Genomic DNA, 16,874 nt, shown 5'->3' on the forward strand with positions numbered 1-16,874 from the left:
TTATCCTTTTCAATAATCATTTTCATTTTCATATTTCGAAAGCCGATAACCGGCGGCAGCGCGCAGCAAGGCGCGCGCCGGCGGACGTTCAGCATCAAAAGCATTGTCAGAGCCGGGCGAAGAAGAGGCCGCGGGAGCGTGCGGCCGCCGGTTTGCGGGCGACATTCCCAAGAGAATGCGCATAGCCGGAAACACGGAATATTCGGCGAAAGTGGGTTCGGTGTCGCGAACCGAGATCAGGGAGTACCGCGCGAAGCTGGAAAAATACCGCTTGGAGAGGAAACGTGGAACTACAGATCTACAACTTGAACTGACGTTAGCCAAGCAATCTACCCGACTTCAAAACAACTGTCAAGCAAAATTCAAAACCATCCCGGCCGATGGCATGAAGAGGCCCATGGGAAAACGCCACCCCGCATACTGAACAAAAAAGCAGTCAAAGCCCGAGCGCCCGGCCCTCACTTGCCGAGGCAAGCCCGAGATCCAGCCAGCGCATCACTTCGAGCGCGTCGCCGGGCGGCACGGGATTGGCGGCACCCGTCACAATCGCGTCGCGCACGCCAGCATAATAGCAACGGTAATCCCCCGGCACGCCATCGCATGCCCGCCGCGTTTCGACACCGTCGCACACCGTCACGAGCCAGCCCGGATCGGGGTCCAACCCCCAACCTTCGCCACCGGGCTCCACGCCCGCTTTGAGCCTCTCTTCCTGGCGATCCGGACCGCGCTTGACGAAACTGCCGCGCGTGCCGTGCAGCGTGAAGCGCGGACCCGGCTCGGCCGCCAGCGTGCCGCCATGAAGAATGACACGCAGCCGATCGTAACGCAGCACGGCGTGAAACCAGTCGACGCAACTCGCGCCGTCACGCTGCGTATCCAGATCGAGCGACAGGGCTTCCGGCGGACCGAACAGCATCAGCGCCTGGTCGAGCAAGTGCGGCCCGAGGTCATACCACAGCCCGCTGCCGGGTAAATCGATTTCGCGCCAGCGCGCCCGTACTTCGGGCCGGTAGCGGTCAAAATGCGATTCGAAATGAACGAGCCGCCCCAGCGCCTGCGACGCCAACAACTGCCGCACTGTCAAAAAATCCCCATCCCACCGGCGATTGTGAAACACCGACAAAAACCGCCGGCTCTCCTGCGCACGGGCAATCAGCTCGCGGGCCTCGGCGGCGTTGAGGGTGAACGGCTTGTCCACCACAACATGCTTGCCCGAGGCGAGCGCGGCCAGCGCCAACGGAAAATGACTGTCGTTCGGGGTCGGGATCACGACCAGATCGATATCCTCGCGGGCAAACAGCTTGTCAGGCGAGTCGCATGTTTCCACGCCCGGCAGTGCCGCCGCGACCCTTCCAGGGTCACGACTGGACACCGCGGCAAGACGCAACCCCGGCACGCTGGCGATCAGCGGCGCATGAAACGTGGAAGCGGCATAGCCGTAACCGACCAGACCGACCCGCAAGGATGAGGGCATGACTGTCCTTTCCGAGTGAACATCATTGCTTTAACATAGTGCTGTCATTAGTCTATCAGCCCGGAGCCTTTCCGAAATGAACAACTGAAGCCGGGAATCCTTTCCCTCCCCCTCGAACCCGAATCTCTCAAGATGCCCGGTCCGAAGGCATGGCTTCGTTCATGACAAAAGGTTTTCATTCCGCCCGGTGCGCGACACCCGCAGACATCACCTTGGCCACCCCCGGTCCGGCATCGTTTCTCAATGAAACGGCCATGCAGCAATACGACTCCGACATCATCGACCACAACCGGCAGGCCTGGGATCGCCAGGCGCACAACGGAGGCGACTGGTCGCGCCCCGTTGATTCCGACACCATCGCCGCCGCCCGCCAAGGCCGCTGGCAAGTGCGGCTGACACCCTCCAACCTTCCCGGACACTGGCTCGGCGACGTAACCGGCAAAGAAGTGCTGTGCCTCGCCTCGGCAGGCGGACAGCAGGCGCCGGTCCTGTCGGCGGTCGGGGGCCGCGTCACGGTATTCGACGTTTCGCCCGGGCAGCTGAACAAGGATCGCGAGGTCGCACTGCGCGACGGACTCGCACTGACCCTCGAAGAAGGCGACATGCGCGATCTGTCGCGCTTTGCCGACGCAAGCTTCGACATTGTCTTCCATCCGATTTCCAACCTCTACGTACCGGATATCCGCCCCGTCTGGAAAGAATGCGCACGAGTACTGCGACCCGGCGGCCGACTGCTGTCGAGTTTTTACAACCCGGTGGTGTTCGTGGCGGATCGCAATCCTGAGGATGCCGCGAACGGGCTGATCCGGCCGCGCTACCGGCTACCCTACTCGGACCTCGCCGATCTTGACGCTACCGCGCTGGCGCAAAAGCGCGAGAAAGGAGACGCACTGGCGTTCGGACACTCGCTCACCGACCAAATCGCGGGGCAAATCGACGCGGGCCTGCTCATCGCCGGGTTTTACGAAGACGATCCGCCGTCGCCCCGCTTCCTGATCGATCGGTACCTGCCGACTTTCCTCGCCACGCTGGCGGTCAACCCCAGACAAACCGGAGCACGCCGGCGAACCTGCCCGTATGCGCCGACTCCCCCGGCGAGGCGGGCGCTGATATAGTGGAACCCTTTAATCATGGGTGGAGACGTCAGTGCGGCTTACCTGCCTCATCGACAATGCATCAGCCCGGGATGACCTTACCCGGGCCAAAGGTTTTTCGGTTTACGCCGAGCATGGCGGCCGCGCGCTGCTGTTCGACACCGGTCCATCCGGCGCGTGCGTGGAACACGCTCACACACTGGGGGTCGATCTGGAGCGGGTTTCCGCCATTGTCCTGTCCCACGGGCATTATGACCACAGCGGCGGCCTGCCCGCGCTGGCGGAGTGGTTCGCCCACCGCCCCCTTTCGCAGCGACCGTCCGTCATCGCCCATCCCGACGCGTTCTTGCGGCGTTATGCGGGCGCCAGGCTCGGCCCATGGCGACTGAACCTGCGCGAGCTGGGCGCGCCCATGGACAGGGACGCGGTAATGCGGGCCTTCCCTCTGCAAGAAAGCCGCGCGCCTTTATGGATTGACGACGAATGGCTGTTTCTTGGCGAAATTCCCCTTCGCCATCCGGAAGCTCGGCCGATCGGCAGACTGATCCGCGGCGCAACCGATACCCGCGACCCGGTGCGCGACGACAGCGCCTTGGTGCATCGCGGGCCGCTCGGCCTGACCGTGCTGATCGGCTGTGGCCACTCCGGGGTTCGCAACATCATCGACCACGCCCGCGAGGTGACGGGCGAGAAGCGCGTGCATGCCGTGATGGGCGGGCTTCATCTGCGCAGCGCCGGTCCGAGGACGGTTCGGGATGTGGCCGACTATTTTTCGCACCTCGCCCCGCCCCACTTGCATGCCTGCCATTGCACAGGCCATGCCAGGCATCATTTGCCTGGCCAGAAGAATATCGGAGCAGGCTCGATTATCGATCTGGGTTTTTGAGCTCGCTCCCCAACCCGGACAATCGCTCATCCCCGCCGCATAACCGGGTCTGCTCGATCAGCCGGGCGATCCGCCCCTTCTCCAGACACGCCATCACCATCACTTCGAAGTGCGCCTGCGAACCCTCGCGGGTTCTCACGCGCACCTCATGGCGATCCGCGAGCATGCCGCCCGCGCATACCGCCTCGCGCACCGTGAAGGCAATCTCCCCGGCGCGTTCGCGCACGTGCTTCAGGTGCTCGACAAACATGTCGCGGTCACTCCAGACGCCGTCGGTGCACTGCCGGTAGTCCTCCGCGAAATAATCCCGGCACGCCTCTTCCCGGGCAAAAACATCGTGATACATCGCCTCCAGGCGACGGCACAGTTCCGCTTGGCCGGCATGCGCCAGAAACTCCGGCAGATCATCGTTGTTTGCTTCACTCATAATCCCTCATTCCTCGTTCAAAAATCGAGCGCCCAGTCTAGCGCCAGGCACGAATGGCGTGTTATCTTCAAAATGCCAAAATATAACGAAAATACGCCAATCATGCCTGCCGGACTGTTTTGCGAGCGTATCCGCCACCCGCTCGGAGACCCCACCCCGCTTCACGCCCATGCCGAAGGTCAGCTTTTCTGGCTGCGGGACGGCGCGCTGATCGTTCACGAAGCGAGCGGACGCAGCACATTCACGGCCGGGCAGACCGGCTGGATACCCGCCGGCATGCCTCACTGGACAAGCGGCCATGGCCGCGTCGATGGCTGGGCATGCCGCCTGGACACGCCATTCGCGCCGGCATTGCCGGACACGGCCTGCCGGCTGGAAGCCTCGTCCCTGCTGCCCGCGCTCCTGGAACGGCTCGCATCGGACGAGCCGCAAGGCGATGCCCGCAACCGGCTGGTTGGCGTATTGCTCGACGAGATCGTCGCCGCGCGCAAGGTTCAGTGCAGACTGCCCTACCCCGCGGAGGCGAGGCTCCGGCGACTTGCCGATGCGCTGATCGCCACCCCGGGCGACACCCGGACGCTGGCGCAGTGGGCGCTATTCGCCGGCGTGTCGGAACGCTCGCTCAGCCGGCGCTTTCCGGCAGAAACGGGCATGACCTTCGAACGCTGGCGCCACGCGGCCCGGCTAGACCTCGCCTGCACAAGACTCGCGCGCGGCGAAACCGTTCAGGATGTCGCCCATGCATTGGGCTACAGCACCGCTAGCGCTTTCATTTCGGCCTTTCGCAAGGCATTCGGCATACCTCCGGGACAGTACGGCCGTTTGACGCACGAAAATCAACCGGACATTTCGAAACCCGAATAAATGCATAGAATAAGAGCAAGGGGGCGATAACCGACCATTTGTGCGATACCGCGGCCACCGTCATCAAGGGGAGATCGTTTGAGACGCAAAACCCAAGGCATCGTCTTGTGTATTCTGCTGTTCGTGGCTGCTTTCACGGCCGCCGGCATCGACCTTTACCGGTCGCGCAACGAAATCCGCGAGCGCGGCTTCGCATCAGCGGAGGCCATGAGTTTTCTGGTATCGGAATGGCTGGCCGGCTCGTTCCGCGAGGTCGATTATGTGGTCCGCAATGTCACCGATGTGATCCACCCCGGCGACCTGCCCCCTTTCGCCCCCGACGCCGAGCGCAGGGCCGACATCACCCGCCTGCTGATCGACAAACACAAAAGCCTGCCGCACAGTGATGAAATCGGTGTTTTCGACGGGCAATGCCGTCTCGCTTTCGCCGCGTACAGTCCGATCGGCTGGGATGCCAGCGACCGCGACTACTGCAAGGCGCTGCGCGCCAATCCGGCGCTGGACCACTTCACCACCAACCTGCTGTGGAGCAACCTGAACAAGTACGAAGTGGTGCACCTGCGGCCGCTGACCGATTCGCGCGGACGCCTCGTCGGCATCGCCGGCGCGGGGCTCGATCTGTCGTTTTTCCAGCGCTGGCTGGATCGCGTGCATATCGGCCCGCATGACACGGTCGCCATTGTCGACAACCGCGGACGCATTCTGGCCAGACACGGGCCGGCCACCCCGGGAGCCCCCAAGGGGCCTGGCCATCAACTGGACTACCCCCTGCAACGCCAGGTGGCCGCGCTCTCGCTGACCGGCGCGGCCAGGCGCTTCCCGGCGGAGCTCGACGACCGGCCCGCGCTGGTTTCCCTCCAGCATCTGGGCGCGCAACCGATCGCCGTGCTGGTCGGCCTCGACGAAGCCACGCTCATGCGGGAGTGGAACGACAAGGCGGCCCAGTTCGCCTTCGGACTCGCCCTGATCGGCATACTCATCGTGCTATTGCTGCGCAACGTCTGGCTTGCCGAAGAGCGGGCCGAACTGCTGTTCCAGCAGGCCTGCACCGACCCGCTGACACGGCTTGCCAACCGCCGGCACTTTTTCGAGACGGCCTTGCGCGAACTGGCCCGCGCCGACCGCAACCTGACTCCCTGCGGCTTCATCCTTCTTGATATCGACAACTTCAAGGAAATCAACGACCTTTACGGCCATCGCATTGGTGACCTGGCGCTGGTTGCCGTGGCCAATGCCTGTCTCGCCATCATTCGCGACACCGACACCCCCGCCAGACTGGGGGGCGACGAGTTCGTGATCCTGATCCCCGATGCCGACCCGGCGGGCGCCATGGCCATGGCCAACCGTCTGCTCGACGCCATTCGCGCGATCCGGATACAGGAAGACAACTCACCGACCCTGCAAATCACGGCCAGCTTCGGCATCGCGTTGAGCCAGCATGGCGAATTGACGCCGGAAGCTCCCCTGTCGCGCGCCGATTCGGCCATGTACGAGGCCAAGCGGGCCGGCCGCGACACATTGTGCATGGCAGCGGACCGAGGATTACCGCCGACCGGCCAGGCAAGCGCGTAGCGGTCCGGAGGCACGATAAAGCGGAAACAGACCACGCAACAGAATTTGCGCGCTGCGCGTATAGGCCGCGCCGCTTATCTCGACACCATCCACTGACGTCTGCGCGTCTATCCGCGTAGCGAGCACGCCGACAGGGTTTTCCAACAGAATTTCGCGCGACGCCCCGTCATCGGCGGGCAGTGCGCACATCGCGTGCGCCACCGTCCCCGGAACAAGGCAGGCGGCGGCCAGACAGCATCCGCCCGATACCGCGAGCGAGGCATGAGCGTGTTGCGGGGTGAAATAGCGGGCCGACAGGTGCCCGCCCTCGCGGGCCGGAGCGATCAAGCACAGTTTTGGCAGGGTTTCGCTCCGGGCCAGATCATCCGCGCTCATCGCCGCGCCGGACGGGTGACGCAATCCCATACGCAGCCCCGCCGCCACCCGCACCTCGCGCATCCGGACCCGCAGCGCCCCATCGGCATCGAGTTCGGCGGGAGTCTCATACCCGGTCTTGCCGAACGCCGCCGCCTCGGCGATCACCATCGGCACGGCGACATCCATGCAGGTGACCCACATATCCCCGATCCGCTCCCGGGGCACCCCGGTCGGCAATAACCTGCCGGTCTTGGCGCCAACCGGCGCATCAAGAAACAAATCAACACCGGAAAAGCCGCCGTCCACCCCGGGTATCACCGTATCGGCGGGCACTCCGCCGTCCCGATCCAGGCGCAGCGCGGCGCGCAGCCGGCTTTCCGTATTGGTGTTCCGGATCGTCACACTTATCCGGTCCGCGCCGGCAGGCGGAACCAGCAAACCACTATCCAGAGCGAACAGCGGCAGGGCCGCGGACAGGTTCCCGCAATTGACACTCCAGTCGATGGCGCTGGTATCGGCGGCCAGTTGCGCGAGCGTGCCGACCAGACCATCCGCTTCCCTATCGGCGATGAACACTTTGTTGCCGGTCGGCGCGATCCGGCCAAGCCCGTGGCATTGCCGGTTGCCGGGCAACGCGCCATCCAGCGGCACACCCATCAGGTGCCGCAGCAGTTCATCGCGCAGGTCCGGATCATCCGGCATGTGCCGGGCCCACAGAACAAGCCCGGTGGAGGTGCCGCCACGCACATGAAAAACGGGGAATTCGACCACGCCCCGGCGCAGGGAAGGCACCAGATGCGCAAGCGCGGGATCGGGGAAACAGGGCCACATGACAGCGGCACTCAGGCGACGGCCAGACCGCGGTCGGCGAACAGCGCCCGGGCGCGCGCCACGGCCTCGGGCGTCGGCACCGGCGTATCACCCAGCTCGTAGACCTTGCCCAACTTCGCCCATTTGTCCTTGCCCAACTGGTGGAACGGCAGCACTTCCACCCGTTCCACCACCGGCCCCAGGCCCGCCACGAAATCCGCCAGCGCCGCGATGTCCGCGTCCGCGTCGGTCAGTCCCGGCACCAGCACATAGCGGATCCACATCGGTTTCCCCAGCCGCGCCAGACGCCGCGCGAACGCCAGCGTCGGCGCCAGATCCTGGCCGGTCAGACGCCGGTAAACCGCCGGATCGCTATGTTTGATGTCCAGCAGCACCAGATCCACCGCCTCGAACCAGGCGTCGTCCACCTCTTCGTGCAGGAAGCCCTGGGTGTCCAGCGCCGTGTGCAGGCCGAAGCGCGCCTTGATCTCACCGAGCAGCGCGCCGACGAAGTCCGCCTGCATCAAGGGCTCGCCGCCCGACACCGTCACCCCGCCGGCGAACTTCAGGAAACGCGCGTAGGGCGCGACCTCGGCCAGCGCCGCGTCCAGGCTCACTTCCCGGCCGTCATGCAGCTTCCAGGTGTCCGGGTTGTGGCAGTACAGGCAGCGGAACTGACAACCTGACATGAAGTAGACAAAGCGCACACCCGGACCGTCCACGGCCGCGCCGCTCTCCACCGAATGCAAGAAGCCGGTGGACGGCGAGTGGACTGTTTCTGCGTGCGACATGGCTTGACCTCGAAAAAAAACCGGGGCAACGGCCCCGGTTTCGATCTTAGCAGCTATTACAGCGTTCCGTGGAAAGTGCGGTTGAGAACGTCCAGCTGCTGCTCGCGCGTCAGCTTCACGAAATTCACCGCGTAACCCGACACCCGGATCGTCAGCTGCGGATAGCGCTCCGGATGCGCCATCGCCTCCAGGAGTGTCTCCTTGCGGAACACGTTCACATTCACGTGGAACCCGCCCGCCGCCGCGAAACCGTCCAGGCAGTTGCCCAGGTTCGCGATCCGCTCTTCGGCCGTGTGCCCCAGCGCGTCCGGCGTCGCCGACGCCGTCCAGCTGATCCCGTCCAGCGCCGCCTCGTACGGCAGCTTCGCCACCGACGCCCCGGCCGCCACGAAGCCCTTCACGTCCCGGCCGTTCATCGGGTTCGCCCCCGGCGCGAACGGCTCGCCCGCCCGCCGGCCGCACGGCGTGTTGCCGGTCTTCTTGCCGTACACCACGTTCGAGGTGATCGTCAGCACCGACTGCGTCGGCAGCGCGTCACGGTAGAACACCGGCTGCGCCCGCACCTTCGCCATGAAGGTCTCGGTCAGCCACACCGCGATGCGGTCCGCCCGGTCGTCGTTGTTGCCGTAGGCCGGGTACTCGCCGATCACCCGGTAGTCCACCGCCAGCCCCGCCTCGTTGCGGATCACTTCCACCCGCGCATGGCGGATCGCCGACAGCGAGTCCGCCGCCACCGACAACCCGGCGATGCCGCACGCCATGGTGCGCAGGATGTCGCGGTCGTGCAGCGCCATCTCGATGCGCTCGTAGGCGTACTTGTCGTGCATGTAGTGGATCGCGTTGAGCGCCTTCACGTAGGTCGCCGCCAGCCAGTCCATCATCGTGTCGAACTTCGCCAGCACCTCGTCGTAATCCAGCACGTCCGCGGTGATCGGCGTGAAGCCTTCGGCCACCGTCACGCCGCTCTTCTCGTCCACCCCGCCGTTGATCGCGTACAGCAGCGCCTTGGCCAGGTTCGCCCGCGCCCCGAAGAACTGCATCTGCTTGCCGATGCGCATCGCCGACACGCAGCAGGCGATGCCGTAGTCGTCGCCCCAGTGCGGCCGCATCAGGTCGTCGTTCTCGTACTGGATCGCGCTGGTGTCGATCGACACCCGGGCGCAGAAGTCCTTGAAGCCGCGCGGCAGCGCCGTCGACCACAGCACCGTCAGGTTCGGCTCCGGCGCCGGCCCCAGGTTGTACAGGGTATTGAGGAAGCGGAAGCTCGACTTGCTCACCAGCGGACGGCCGTCCTCGCCCATCCCGCCGATCGATTCGGTCACCCAGGTCGGGTCGCCCGAGAACAGCTGGTCGTAGTCCGGCGTGCGCAGGAAGCGCACGATGCGCAGCTTGATCACCAGGTCGTCGATCAGCTCCTGCGCCCCCTCCTCGGTGAGCGCTCCCGCCGCCAGGTCGCGCTCGATATAGATGTCCAGGAAGGTCGACACCCGGCCGAACGACATCGCCGCGCCGTTCTGCTCCTTCACCGCCGCGAGGTAGGCGAAATAGGTCCACTGCACCGCTTCGCGCGCGCTGGCCGCCGGCCGGCGGATATCGTACCCGTAGCGCGACGCCATCTCGCGCAATTCGTCGAGCGCGCGCCACTGCTCGCTCAATTCCTCGCGCTGGCGCAGCACCGCCTCGCTGAACGGCACGTTGTCCAGCTCGTGGAACGCCTTCTGGCGCTCCTCGCGCAGGAAGTCGGTGCCGTACAGCGCCACGCGGCGGTAGTCGCCGATGATGCGCCCGCGCCCGTAGGCATCGGGCAGCCCGGTGATCACTCCGGACTTGCGCGCCGCGAGAATGTCCGGCGAATAGACGTCGAACACCCCCTGATTGTGGCTCTTGCGGTAGCGGCTCCAGATCTCGCGCACCGCCGGCTCCAGCTCGAAGCCGTAAGCCGCGAGGCCGCTCTCGACCATGCGCAGGCCGCCGTTGGGCATGATGGCGCGCTTGAGCGGCGCGTCGGTCTGCAGGCCGACGATCAGCTCGCGCGAAGCGTCGATATAGCCCGGGTCATGGGCGGTGATCGAACTCGCGCGATCGGCCGACACGGCCAGGACGCCACGAGCGCGTTCTTCGCGGAACAGCTCCTCCAGCTTCGCCCACACCGCGCGGGTGCGCTCGGTGGCTCCGGCCAGGAAGGCCGCGTCGCCTTCGTAGGGTCGGTAGTTCGACTGGATGAACCCGCGGACGTCGATGCGCTGCATCCACTCGCCGCCCGTGAAGCCGCGCCAGGGATCGGCCGCGACAGCCGCTGTATTGATGGCATCCATGATTGACTCCTGAATATGTTCGGATTTCGACAACCACTACTCGTTTATAGACCTAGATTAGCGCCGAATGTTCATTTGCAAACTTGATCGAGATCAAGATCGGCGCAAGCAAAATCGCGTCGAGACCTTTTAAAAACCGTCAGTTACCACACCGCACGCAGGGCTTTTACCCGAGGCGCAAAGAAGATCGAAAAACAACAAAAACAACACAAAAAAGTTCGTTTGAGAACATTTTCACACAACACCACGAACCCATGCAGACTGATTATTTCGAACGTGTTACAATTAGCCGCTGGACTCATCAGACCCGTTCGAAATTTCCAACAATGCGTTTCTCCCATCTGGACGGCGTAAGAGGCTGGGCATCGCTCATGGTCCTCTTCAGCCATCTGGGGCCGTGCTTTTTGCTTGCCGACCTCGATCTCACGATTTATCCGGTATTCAGTGACGGCGCGCTCGCCGTCTACCTGTTCTTCGTCCTGTCAGGGCTTGTGATGTCGATTCATCACTTCCGCGCCCCTTCGCGCGAACGACTGATCACCGCCGCCCTGCGCCGCTACCCCCGGTTGTGTCTGCCGGTGCTCGCGGCCTCGCTGATCGCGGTGATGCTGGTGCAATGGGACGCCATGTGGAACCTGCCGCTGGCCAAAGAAGGCGGTTACCGATGGCTCGGCCAGTTTTATGCCTTCACCCCAGACGCCAAGGACTGGTTGCGGTTCTCGCTGCTTGACGTGTTTTTCCGGTACGACAGGGAAACCACCCTCATTCCGGTATTGTGGACCATGCAGCACGAACTGGTGGGATCGATGGCGATTTTCGCGTTCCTCGCCGTGGCGGGCCAAAGCCGCCTGCGCTATCCCCTCTATCTTGCCGCCTTCGCCTGGCTCGTGAAAACGGAAAGTCCGCTGGTGGCATTTCTCATGGGCATGATGCTCGCCGACCTGATCGCGTCGCCGGCGGGCCGGCGTCTGGCGGCCCTTCGCGGGGCACGGGCGGTCTGCATCGCCATGCTGATTCTGAGCCTTGCCGCCGCGATGTTCCGTGCGCGCTACGCGACGCCGCTGCATCTGTCCGTACTGGCGACCGGCATACTCGCCGCGATCTCGTTCAACCCGGCCCTGCAACGGCCTTTCGCGACTCCGCTGTCCCAACAGCTCGGCGCCATGTCGTTTTCCTTGTACCTCGTGCATTTTCTGGTATTGTGCAGCGCCGTATCGGCACTGCACCTGTGGCTGCTGCGCAGTGGAGTCGGCCAATTGCCGGCCGGCCTTCTGACCTTCGCCACGGGTACAGTGACCAGCCTGGCCGCCGCGCGGCTTTTCCAGCCGCTGGAAGTCGCCTCGATGCGCCTCGCCCGGCAGATCGGCGACGCCGTCAAGTCCGTCGCCGGACTGCTTGGCGGTCCGGTGCTGCGACGCGCTCCCTGAGCGCGCGTCAGAGCGTATAGTTTTCCAGGATACGGATCTGCTCGCGGGCCAGGTCGTCCAGCCGGCCGGATAATTCCGTGGTATGGCGCGACACGCCGTTCGCCTCTTCGGCCATGCCCGCCACTTGCTCGACGCGGGAGGCGATCACCTGACTTGCCGCGCCCTGCTCGCTGATCGCCTCGCTGATTTCATTGACCTGCCCCGCCGCCGCGCGCGTCGCCGCGCCGATCTCCCGGATCGCCCGATCGGCGTGGTCGGCGCGGCGCTCGCCGGTCTCGACCAGCTCCTCCACATTCTGCATCTGCCCGGTCGCCAGCCTCGCGTGCTCGCGCATCTTGGCGATCGTTCCGGTAATCTCCACCGTCGACTGCGACGTGCGCTCCGCCAGCTTGCGCACCTCATCGGCCACCACGGCGAACCCCCGTCCCTGCTCACCGGCGCGCGCCGCCTCGATCGCGGCGTTGAGCGCCAAAAGGTTGGTCTGGTCGGCGATGTCCTTGATGATCTGGACGACGCTGACCACCCGCTCGCTGTAACCCTCCATCTCGCGAATGCTGGCGGCGGCCTGCTCCACGACCTTGGCGATGCCATGAATATCGTCGATGGTTTCGGCGATGGAAGACAGCCCCGCCTCCGCCTTCACGCCGGCAAGATTGGCCGCATCGCGCGTCTCGGCGGCCCGGTCTGCCACATGCGAAATGCTCACCGACATTTCTTCGATCGCCGCCGCCATGGCCGACGAAGCCTCGTTCTGGTTTCCCGCGCTGGCCGATACCCGGCCGGAGGCTTCCGAAACATGGCCGGCCACACGGGCCACCTCGCGAGCGCCCATCAGTATGGTGCGCAGATTGGCCTGCATGCGCTCAAGCAACAGATTGAAGTCGCGCGCGGTCTGCCCGATCTCGTCATGGCGCCCGACCCGGGCCCGAACCGTCAGGTCAAGGTCATGCTCTACTCTGTGAATACTGTCTTTGAGCGCGAACAGGCCCTGCCGGATGCTGCCCGTCATGCGCCAGCCGAACAGAGCCGCGAGAAGGGCCGACACGGCGACCAGGCCGCAGAGCACATTGCGCGAACCGAGGTAATTCGCCTGATTGGCTTCGGAGACGGCGTTGGCCAGGCGGAAATTCATCTCCATGTGGGATGCCAGAGCGGTTCGCAGCTTTTCGCCGGCCGCCTCGAACGCCGGCGCGGCAACACGCAGCGACGGCCGGTCATTGGCCCGCGATGCCACAAGAAAACCTTCGCGGGCATCGCGCCACGCCTTGAGCGCGGCCAGATCCGCCGCATACAGCGTCTTGTCCAGGGCGGCGTACTCGTCCACACGGGCCTTGCCGAGCATGCGGACATCCTGCTCATCGTAACCGGAGCCGGCCTGATAGCGGGCGAAGCCTTCATCGACGATCTTGTCCAGTTCGGCGATGCGCGCCTCGACCTCATGCTTTCTGTCATCGTCGGCCGACCAGTGCCGGTAGACCGCGATGCGCAGCTGATCAATGCTGCCGATCAATTGCGACATGGTCCGGATGCTCGGATAAGTGACATTGCTGTTGTAATCGAATCGCTCCTGCGATTTGGCCAACGTCAGAATGCCGATGGTTCCGACGACGACCAGAGCGGCAATGCACAGGCTCAGCGTGCCGAAAAGACGCTGGGTCAATGTCAGGGAATGCTTCACTTTGTCATGTCTTTCCTGGAGGGGGTTTGTTATCGTATTTATTCGAACGGTACGCGCTTGACTATACAATTATGCGTTTTGCGCATTATAAAGGTTTGATTATTGCCGTACAGCGCAGTTTTGCATTTCGCTTGAAATACATCGCCCTTGCCATCAGGAACCATTCGCGATCAAGCGCTGTCTGTGTCAGCGTCATCAGCCGAATTGGACTTCATGACAATAATTTTGAAATAATGCAAACGTCATCAATCATCGTCGGCCAGACCCGGCGCCGACCCCGGAGCTTCCGCATGCGCTTTACTCCACTCTGCCTTGCCCTTGTTTTCGCCCTGGGCGCGCTTCCGGCCGCGCAGGCCGCCGACAGCGTGCCCTCCACCGCGACCATTCCGGCCGGTGCGACACGCATCGTCAGCATCGAGGGGATCACCGAATACCGCCTGCCTAACGGCTTGAAGGTACTGCTGGCTCCCGATGCTTCCAAACCCGCCACCACGGTGAACATCACCTATCTTGTTGGCAGCCGCATGGAAAACTACGGTGAAACCGGCATGGCCCACCTGCTCGAGCACCTGCTCTTCAAGGGCACGCCGGCGATGCCCGGCAAGACCCTCGTAGAGGAACTGTCCCGGCGCGGCATGAGCTTCAACGGCGCCACCTCGTTCGATCGCACCAATTACTATGAAACATTCGCCGCCGACGACGCGAACCTCGACTGGGCGTTGCGCATGGAAGCGGACCGCATGGTCAACAGTTTCATCGCCCGCAAGGATCTGGACACCGAGTTTTCGGTGGTGCGCAACGAGATGGAGGCGAACGAAAACAACCCGATGACCATCCTCACCCAGAAGATGGCATCCAGCGCCTACCAATGGCACAACTACGGCAAGAGTCCCATCGGCGCGCGCTCCGACGTGGAAAATGTCGACATCAGACGCTTGCAGGGCTTCTATCACAAGTACTACCAGCCGGATAACGCCGTGCTGACCGTCACCGGCAAATTCGACGAACAGAAAACCCTGAGCGCCATTGTCCGGTATTTCGGCGCCATCCAGCCCCTGCTCCGCCTCATCGAGCCGAGCTATACCCGGGAACCGGTGCAGGACGGCCCCCGCCAGGTCATTCTCGAGCGGGTCGGCGACACCCCGATCGTGGCCGCCATGTACCACATCGCGCCGGGCGCCCACGCCGACGCCGGCTACCTCGGTCTTCTTGCGCAAATTCTCGGCGACGAACCGAACGGCCGCCTGTACAAGGCACTGGTGGAAGGCAAGAAGGCCGCGGCGGCCGGCGCCAATCTGCTGAACCTGAAAGATCCGGGTTCGGTGTATTTTCTGGCGGTGCTGAACAAGCAGCAGTCCCTGCCCGCTGCGCGCGCGGCGCTGCTCGCCACGCTGGAGCAGATCGGCAAGAGGCCGATCACCGAAGGGGAGCTCGGGCGTGCCAAACTGGCGATCCTCAACAGCTACGACAAAATCATGACGGATCCGACCCGGTTTGGCATCGCGTTGTCCGAGAGCATCGCCAAGGGAGACTGGCGCCTGTTCTTCTGGCAACGCGACGTGATCGAGAAGGCCACGCTCGCCGATGTGAACCGCGTGGCGCGGCAGTATCTCAAGGAATCGAACCGAACGCTCGGCGAGTTCCAGCCCACCGCCAAACCCGACCGCGCGGACATTCCCGATACGCCGGACGTCACCAAGTCCCTGGAAAACTACAAGGGGCGCGCGCCCGAAGCGAGCGGCGAAGCCTTCGATGCCTCGTCCGCCAATATCGAAGCGCGCACGCGGCGCCTTACTCTGGCCAACGGCATGCAACTGGCCCTGCTCCCCAAATCCACTCGGGGCAAGACGGTTCGCGGAGATCTGGTGCTGCACATGGGAGACGAAAAAAGCCTGTTCGGCCGATCGCAGATCGCCGGCGTGACGGCGGCCATGCTGCTGCGCGGCACGGAGTCCATGACGCGCAGCCAGATCGATGACCGCCTGCAGGCGCTCAAGGCCAGCCTGTCCGTCGGCGGCGGCGCGAGCGCGGTCAACGTACATTTCGAAACCCGGCGCGAACATCTGCCGGAACTGCTGACGCTGATCAATGACATCCTGCGCCGCCCGACTTTCCCGGCCGCCGAGCTCTCCTCGCTGGTCACCGAAAGCCTCACCGGCATCGACGCGGCGCGCACCGAACCGCAGTCGCTCGCTTCCCAGGCCATGGCAAGGCACGGCAACCCCTACCCCAGAGGCGATGTACGCTACGCACCGACCTTCGATGAGAGCGCGGCGGAGCTCAAGTCCGTCAAGACCGGCGATCTGAAGGCCTTCCATCAGCGCTTTTACGGCACGCAGAATGCGCAGCTCTCGCTGGTTGGCGATTTTGACGCGACCGCCGTCGAGAAGCAGTTGCGCAGCCTGTTCGGCACCTGGAAAGCCCCGGCTTCCTTCACCCGCATTGTCCAGCCCTTCGTTCCCGAAAAGCCCGACACCCTGACCCTGGCCACGCCGGACAAGGCCAACGCGGTCTGGCTGGCCAGCCTGGCCTTCCCGCTCAGGGATTCGGCGGCGGATTTCCCCGCCTTGCTGCTGGCCACGGAAATCCTCGGAGGAGGTTCGCTCAAGAACAGGCTGATCGACCGCCTGCGCCAGAAGGAAGGCATCAGCTACGGCGCGGGCGCGAGCGTGTCCGCGGCCTCGCTGGATGACAATGGTGGCATCGAGTTTTATGCGATTTACGCACCGCAAAACCGCGCGCGCCTGGAGGCCGCCGTGAAGGAAGAACTGGAACGTTTCGTGCGCGACGGCGTCACCGATGAAGAGCTGGCCGCCGCCAAGAGCAGCATACTGAAATCACGGGCGCTGGCGCGGGCGCAGGACGGCGCGCTCGCGTCGCTGCTGGTCTCGCAACTTTACCTGAAGCGCACCATGGCGTTCAGCGAACAAAGGGAAGCGCAAATCAGCGCGGCAACGCGAAACGAGGTGAACGCGGCGATCCGCAAATACCTCGTGCCGGCCAGTCTGGTGAACATCTACGCGGGGGATTTTGCCAAGGCATCGCCGGCGAAGTGATGTTTCCGCCCTGCCACAACGCCGACTCATCAATTCGTTTGATGGGTTGGCGTTGTTTTTTGCGCTTTTCCTCCGACTGATTCGATTATTTAATACAGGCATTATCCTGATTACGGAGCATGC

Annotated in this window: 13 protein-coding genes; 6 read left to right on the forward strand and 7 right to left on the reverse strand. The window is 63.9% G+C overall.

Annotation, left to right across the window (positions count from 1 at the left end; all coding sequences use genetic code 11):
* Nucleotides 1–9: 9 nt before the first annotated feature.
* Both JNO50_RS10960 and JNO50_RS10965 read right to left on the reverse strand, forming a co-directional pair.
* On the reverse strand, nucleotides 10–324 hold the full coding sequence (locus JNO50_RS10960; RefSeq protein ID WP_189533227.1) for a hypothetical protein: 315 nt from the start codon (nucleotides 322–324) through the stop codon (nucleotides 10–12).
* Between the two features lie 112 nt (nucleotides 325–436).
* The gene (locus JNO50_RS10965; protein WP_189533229.1) at nucleotides 437–1,474 is read right to left on the reverse strand and encodes an oxidoreductase; all 1,038 of its coding nucleotides are present in this window, start codon (nucleotides 1,472–1,474) and stop codon (nucleotides 437–439) included.
* Between the two features lie 161 nt (nucleotides 1,475–1,635).
* Here JNO50_RS10965 and JNO50_RS10970 point away from each other — a divergent pair, with 161 nt between their 5' ends.
* Both JNO50_RS10970 and JNO50_RS10975 read left to right on the forward strand, forming a co-directional pair.
* Nucleotides 1,636–2,589 (forward strand): class I SAM-dependent methyltransferase, encoded by a 954-nt coding sequence (locus JNO50_RS10970; RefSeq protein WP_215796345.1) that lies wholly within the window; start codon nucleotides 1,636–1,638, stop codon nucleotides 2,587–2,589.
* Between the two features lie 31 nt (nucleotides 2,590–2,620).
* Nucleotides 2,621–3,454, forward strand: a complete 834-nt coding sequence (locus JNO50_RS10975) for an MBL fold metallo-hydrolase (RefSeq protein ID WP_189533231.1) — start codon at nucleotides 2,621–2,623, stop codon at nucleotides 3,452–3,454.
* On the opposite strand, the gene JNO50_RS10980 is transcribed toward JNO50_RS10975, so the two are convergent.
* Nucleotides 3,435–3,881: a nuclear transport factor 2 family protein gene (locus JNO50_RS10980; RefSeq protein ID WP_189533232.1), complete on the reverse strand. Its 447-nt coding sequence runs from the start codon at nucleotides 3,879–3,881 to the stop codon at nucleotides 3,435–3,437. The two genes, JNO50_RS10975 and JNO50_RS10980, sit on opposite strands and share 20 nt — an antisense overlap.
* A 102-nt stretch (nucleotides 3,882–3,983) precedes the next feature.
* On the opposite strand from JNO50_RS10980, the gene JNO50_RS10985 reads away from it, so the two are divergent.
* Nucleotides 3,984–4,745 carry a helix-turn-helix transcriptional regulator gene (locus JNO50_RS10985; protein WP_189533234.1) on the forward strand — a complete coding sequence of 254 codons (762 nt, stop codon included), beginning with the start codon at nucleotides 3,984–3,986 and terminating at the stop codon, nucleotides 4,743–4,745.
* Nucleotides 4,746–4,823: 78 nt separating this feature from the next.
* Complete coding sequence (locus JNO50_RS10990; protein WP_189533236.1) at nucleotides 4,824–6,317, forward strand: sensor domain-containing diguanylate cyclase; 1,494 nt, start codon at nucleotides 4,824–4,826, stop codon at nucleotides 6,315–6,317.
* On the opposite strand, the gene JNO50_RS10995 is transcribed toward JNO50_RS10990, so the two are convergent.
* Genes JNO50_RS10995 through pflB form a run of 3 tightly spaced genes read right to left on the reverse strand, consistent with a single transcriptional unit; the run spans nucleotide 6,288 to nucleotide 10,590 of the window.
* Nucleotides 6,288–7,505, reverse strand: a complete 1,218-nt coding sequence (locus JNO50_RS10995; RefSeq protein ID WP_189533237.1) for a PrpF domain-containing protein — start codon at nucleotides 7,503–7,505, stop codon at nucleotides 6,288–6,290. The two genes, JNO50_RS10990 and JNO50_RS10995, sit on opposite strands and share 30 nt — an antisense overlap.
* A gap of 11 nt (nucleotides 7,506–7,516) precedes the next feature.
* Nucleotides 7,517–8,275 carry a pyruvate formate-lyase-activating protein gene (gene pflA / locus JNO50_RS11000; RefSeq protein WP_215796346.1) on the reverse strand — a complete coding sequence of 253 codons (759 nt, stop codon included), beginning with the start codon at nucleotides 8,273–8,275 and terminating at the stop codon, nucleotides 7,517–7,519.
* Nucleotides 8,276–8,331: 56 nt separating this feature from the next.
* The gene (gene pflB, locus JNO50_RS11005) at nucleotides 8,332–10,590 is read right to left on the reverse strand and encodes a formate C-acetyltransferase (protein WP_215796347.1); all 2,259 of its coding nucleotides are present in this window, start codon (nucleotides 10,588–10,590) and stop codon (nucleotides 8,332–8,334) included.
* Nucleotides 10,591–10,961: 371 nt separating this feature from the next.
* Between pflB and JNO50_RS11010 the strand changes: the two genes are divergently transcribed.
* Nucleotides 10,962–12,017 carry an acyltransferase family protein gene (locus JNO50_RS11010; protein ID WP_189536926.1) on the forward strand — a complete coding sequence of 352 codons (1,056 nt, stop codon included), beginning with the start codon at nucleotides 10,962–10,964 and terminating at the stop codon, nucleotides 12,015–12,017.
* Between the two features lie 7 nt (nucleotides 12,018–12,024).
* Here JNO50_RS11010 and JNO50_RS11015 read toward each other — a convergent pair whose 3' ends face one another.
* Entirely contained in the window at nucleotides 12,025–13,695 is a 1,671-nt protein-coding gene (locus JNO50_RS11015; protein ID WP_189536928.1) for a methyl-accepting chemotaxis protein, read from the reverse strand.
* 290 nt (nucleotides 13,696–13,985) lie between these two features.
* Here JNO50_RS11015 and JNO50_RS11020 point away from each other — a divergent pair, with 290 nt between their 5' ends.
* Nucleotides 13,986–16,751 (forward strand): M16 family metallopeptidase, encoded by a 2,766-nt coding sequence (locus JNO50_RS11020; protein WP_189536930.1) that lies wholly within the window; start codon nucleotides 13,986–13,988, stop codon nucleotides 16,749–16,751.
* The last annotated feature ends 123 nt before the right edge of the window (nucleotides 16,752–16,874 follow it).

The sequence above is a fragment of the Paludibacterium paludis genome (assembly GCF_018802605.1).
GTDB classification, from domain to species: Bacteria; Pseudomonadota; Gammaproteobacteria; order Burkholderiales; family Chromobacteriaceae; genus Paludibacterium; species Paludibacterium paludis.

What these genes read in the sequence shown, in the direction of transcription:
- JNO50_RS11020 (WP_189536930.1), top strand. Translation starts at nt 13,986, where the DNA reads ATGCGCTTTACTCCACTCTGCCTTGCCCTTGTTTTCGCCCTGGGCGCG.
- pflB (WP_215796347.1), bottom strand. Translation starts at nt 10,590, where the DNA reads ATGGATGCCATCAATACAGCGGCTGTCGCGGCCGATCCCTGGCGCGGC.
- JNO50_RS10985 (WP_189533234.1), top strand. Translation starts at nt 3,984, where the DNA reads ATGCCTGCCGGACTGTTTTGCGAGCGTATCCGCCACCCGCTCGGAGAC.
- JNO50_RS10965 (WP_189533229.1), bottom strand. Translation starts at nt 1,474, where the DNA reads ATGCCCTCATCCTTGCGGGTCGGTCTGGTCGGTTACGGCTATGCCGCT.
- JNO50_RS11010 (WP_189536926.1), top strand. Translation starts at nt 10,962, where the DNA reads ATGGTCCTCTTCAGCCATCTGGGGCCGTGCTTTTTGCTTGCCGACCTC.
- pflA (WP_215796346.1), bottom strand. Translation starts at nt 8,275, where the DNA reads ATGTCGCACGCAGAAACAGTCCACTCGCCGTCCACCGGCTTCTTGCAT.
- JNO50_RS10995 (WP_189533237.1), bottom strand. Translation starts at nt 7,505, where the DNA reads ATGTGGCCCTGTTTCCCCGATCCCGCGCTTGCGCATCTGGTGCCTTCC.
- JNO50_RS10980 (WP_189533232.1), bottom strand. Translation starts at nt 3,881, where the DNA reads ATGAGTGAAGCAAACAACGATGATCTGCCGGAGTTTCTGGCGCATGCC.
- JNO50_RS10970 (WP_215796345.1), top strand. Translation starts at nt 1,636, where the DNA reads ATGACAAAAGGTTTTCATTCCGCCCGGTGCGCGACACCCGCAGACATC.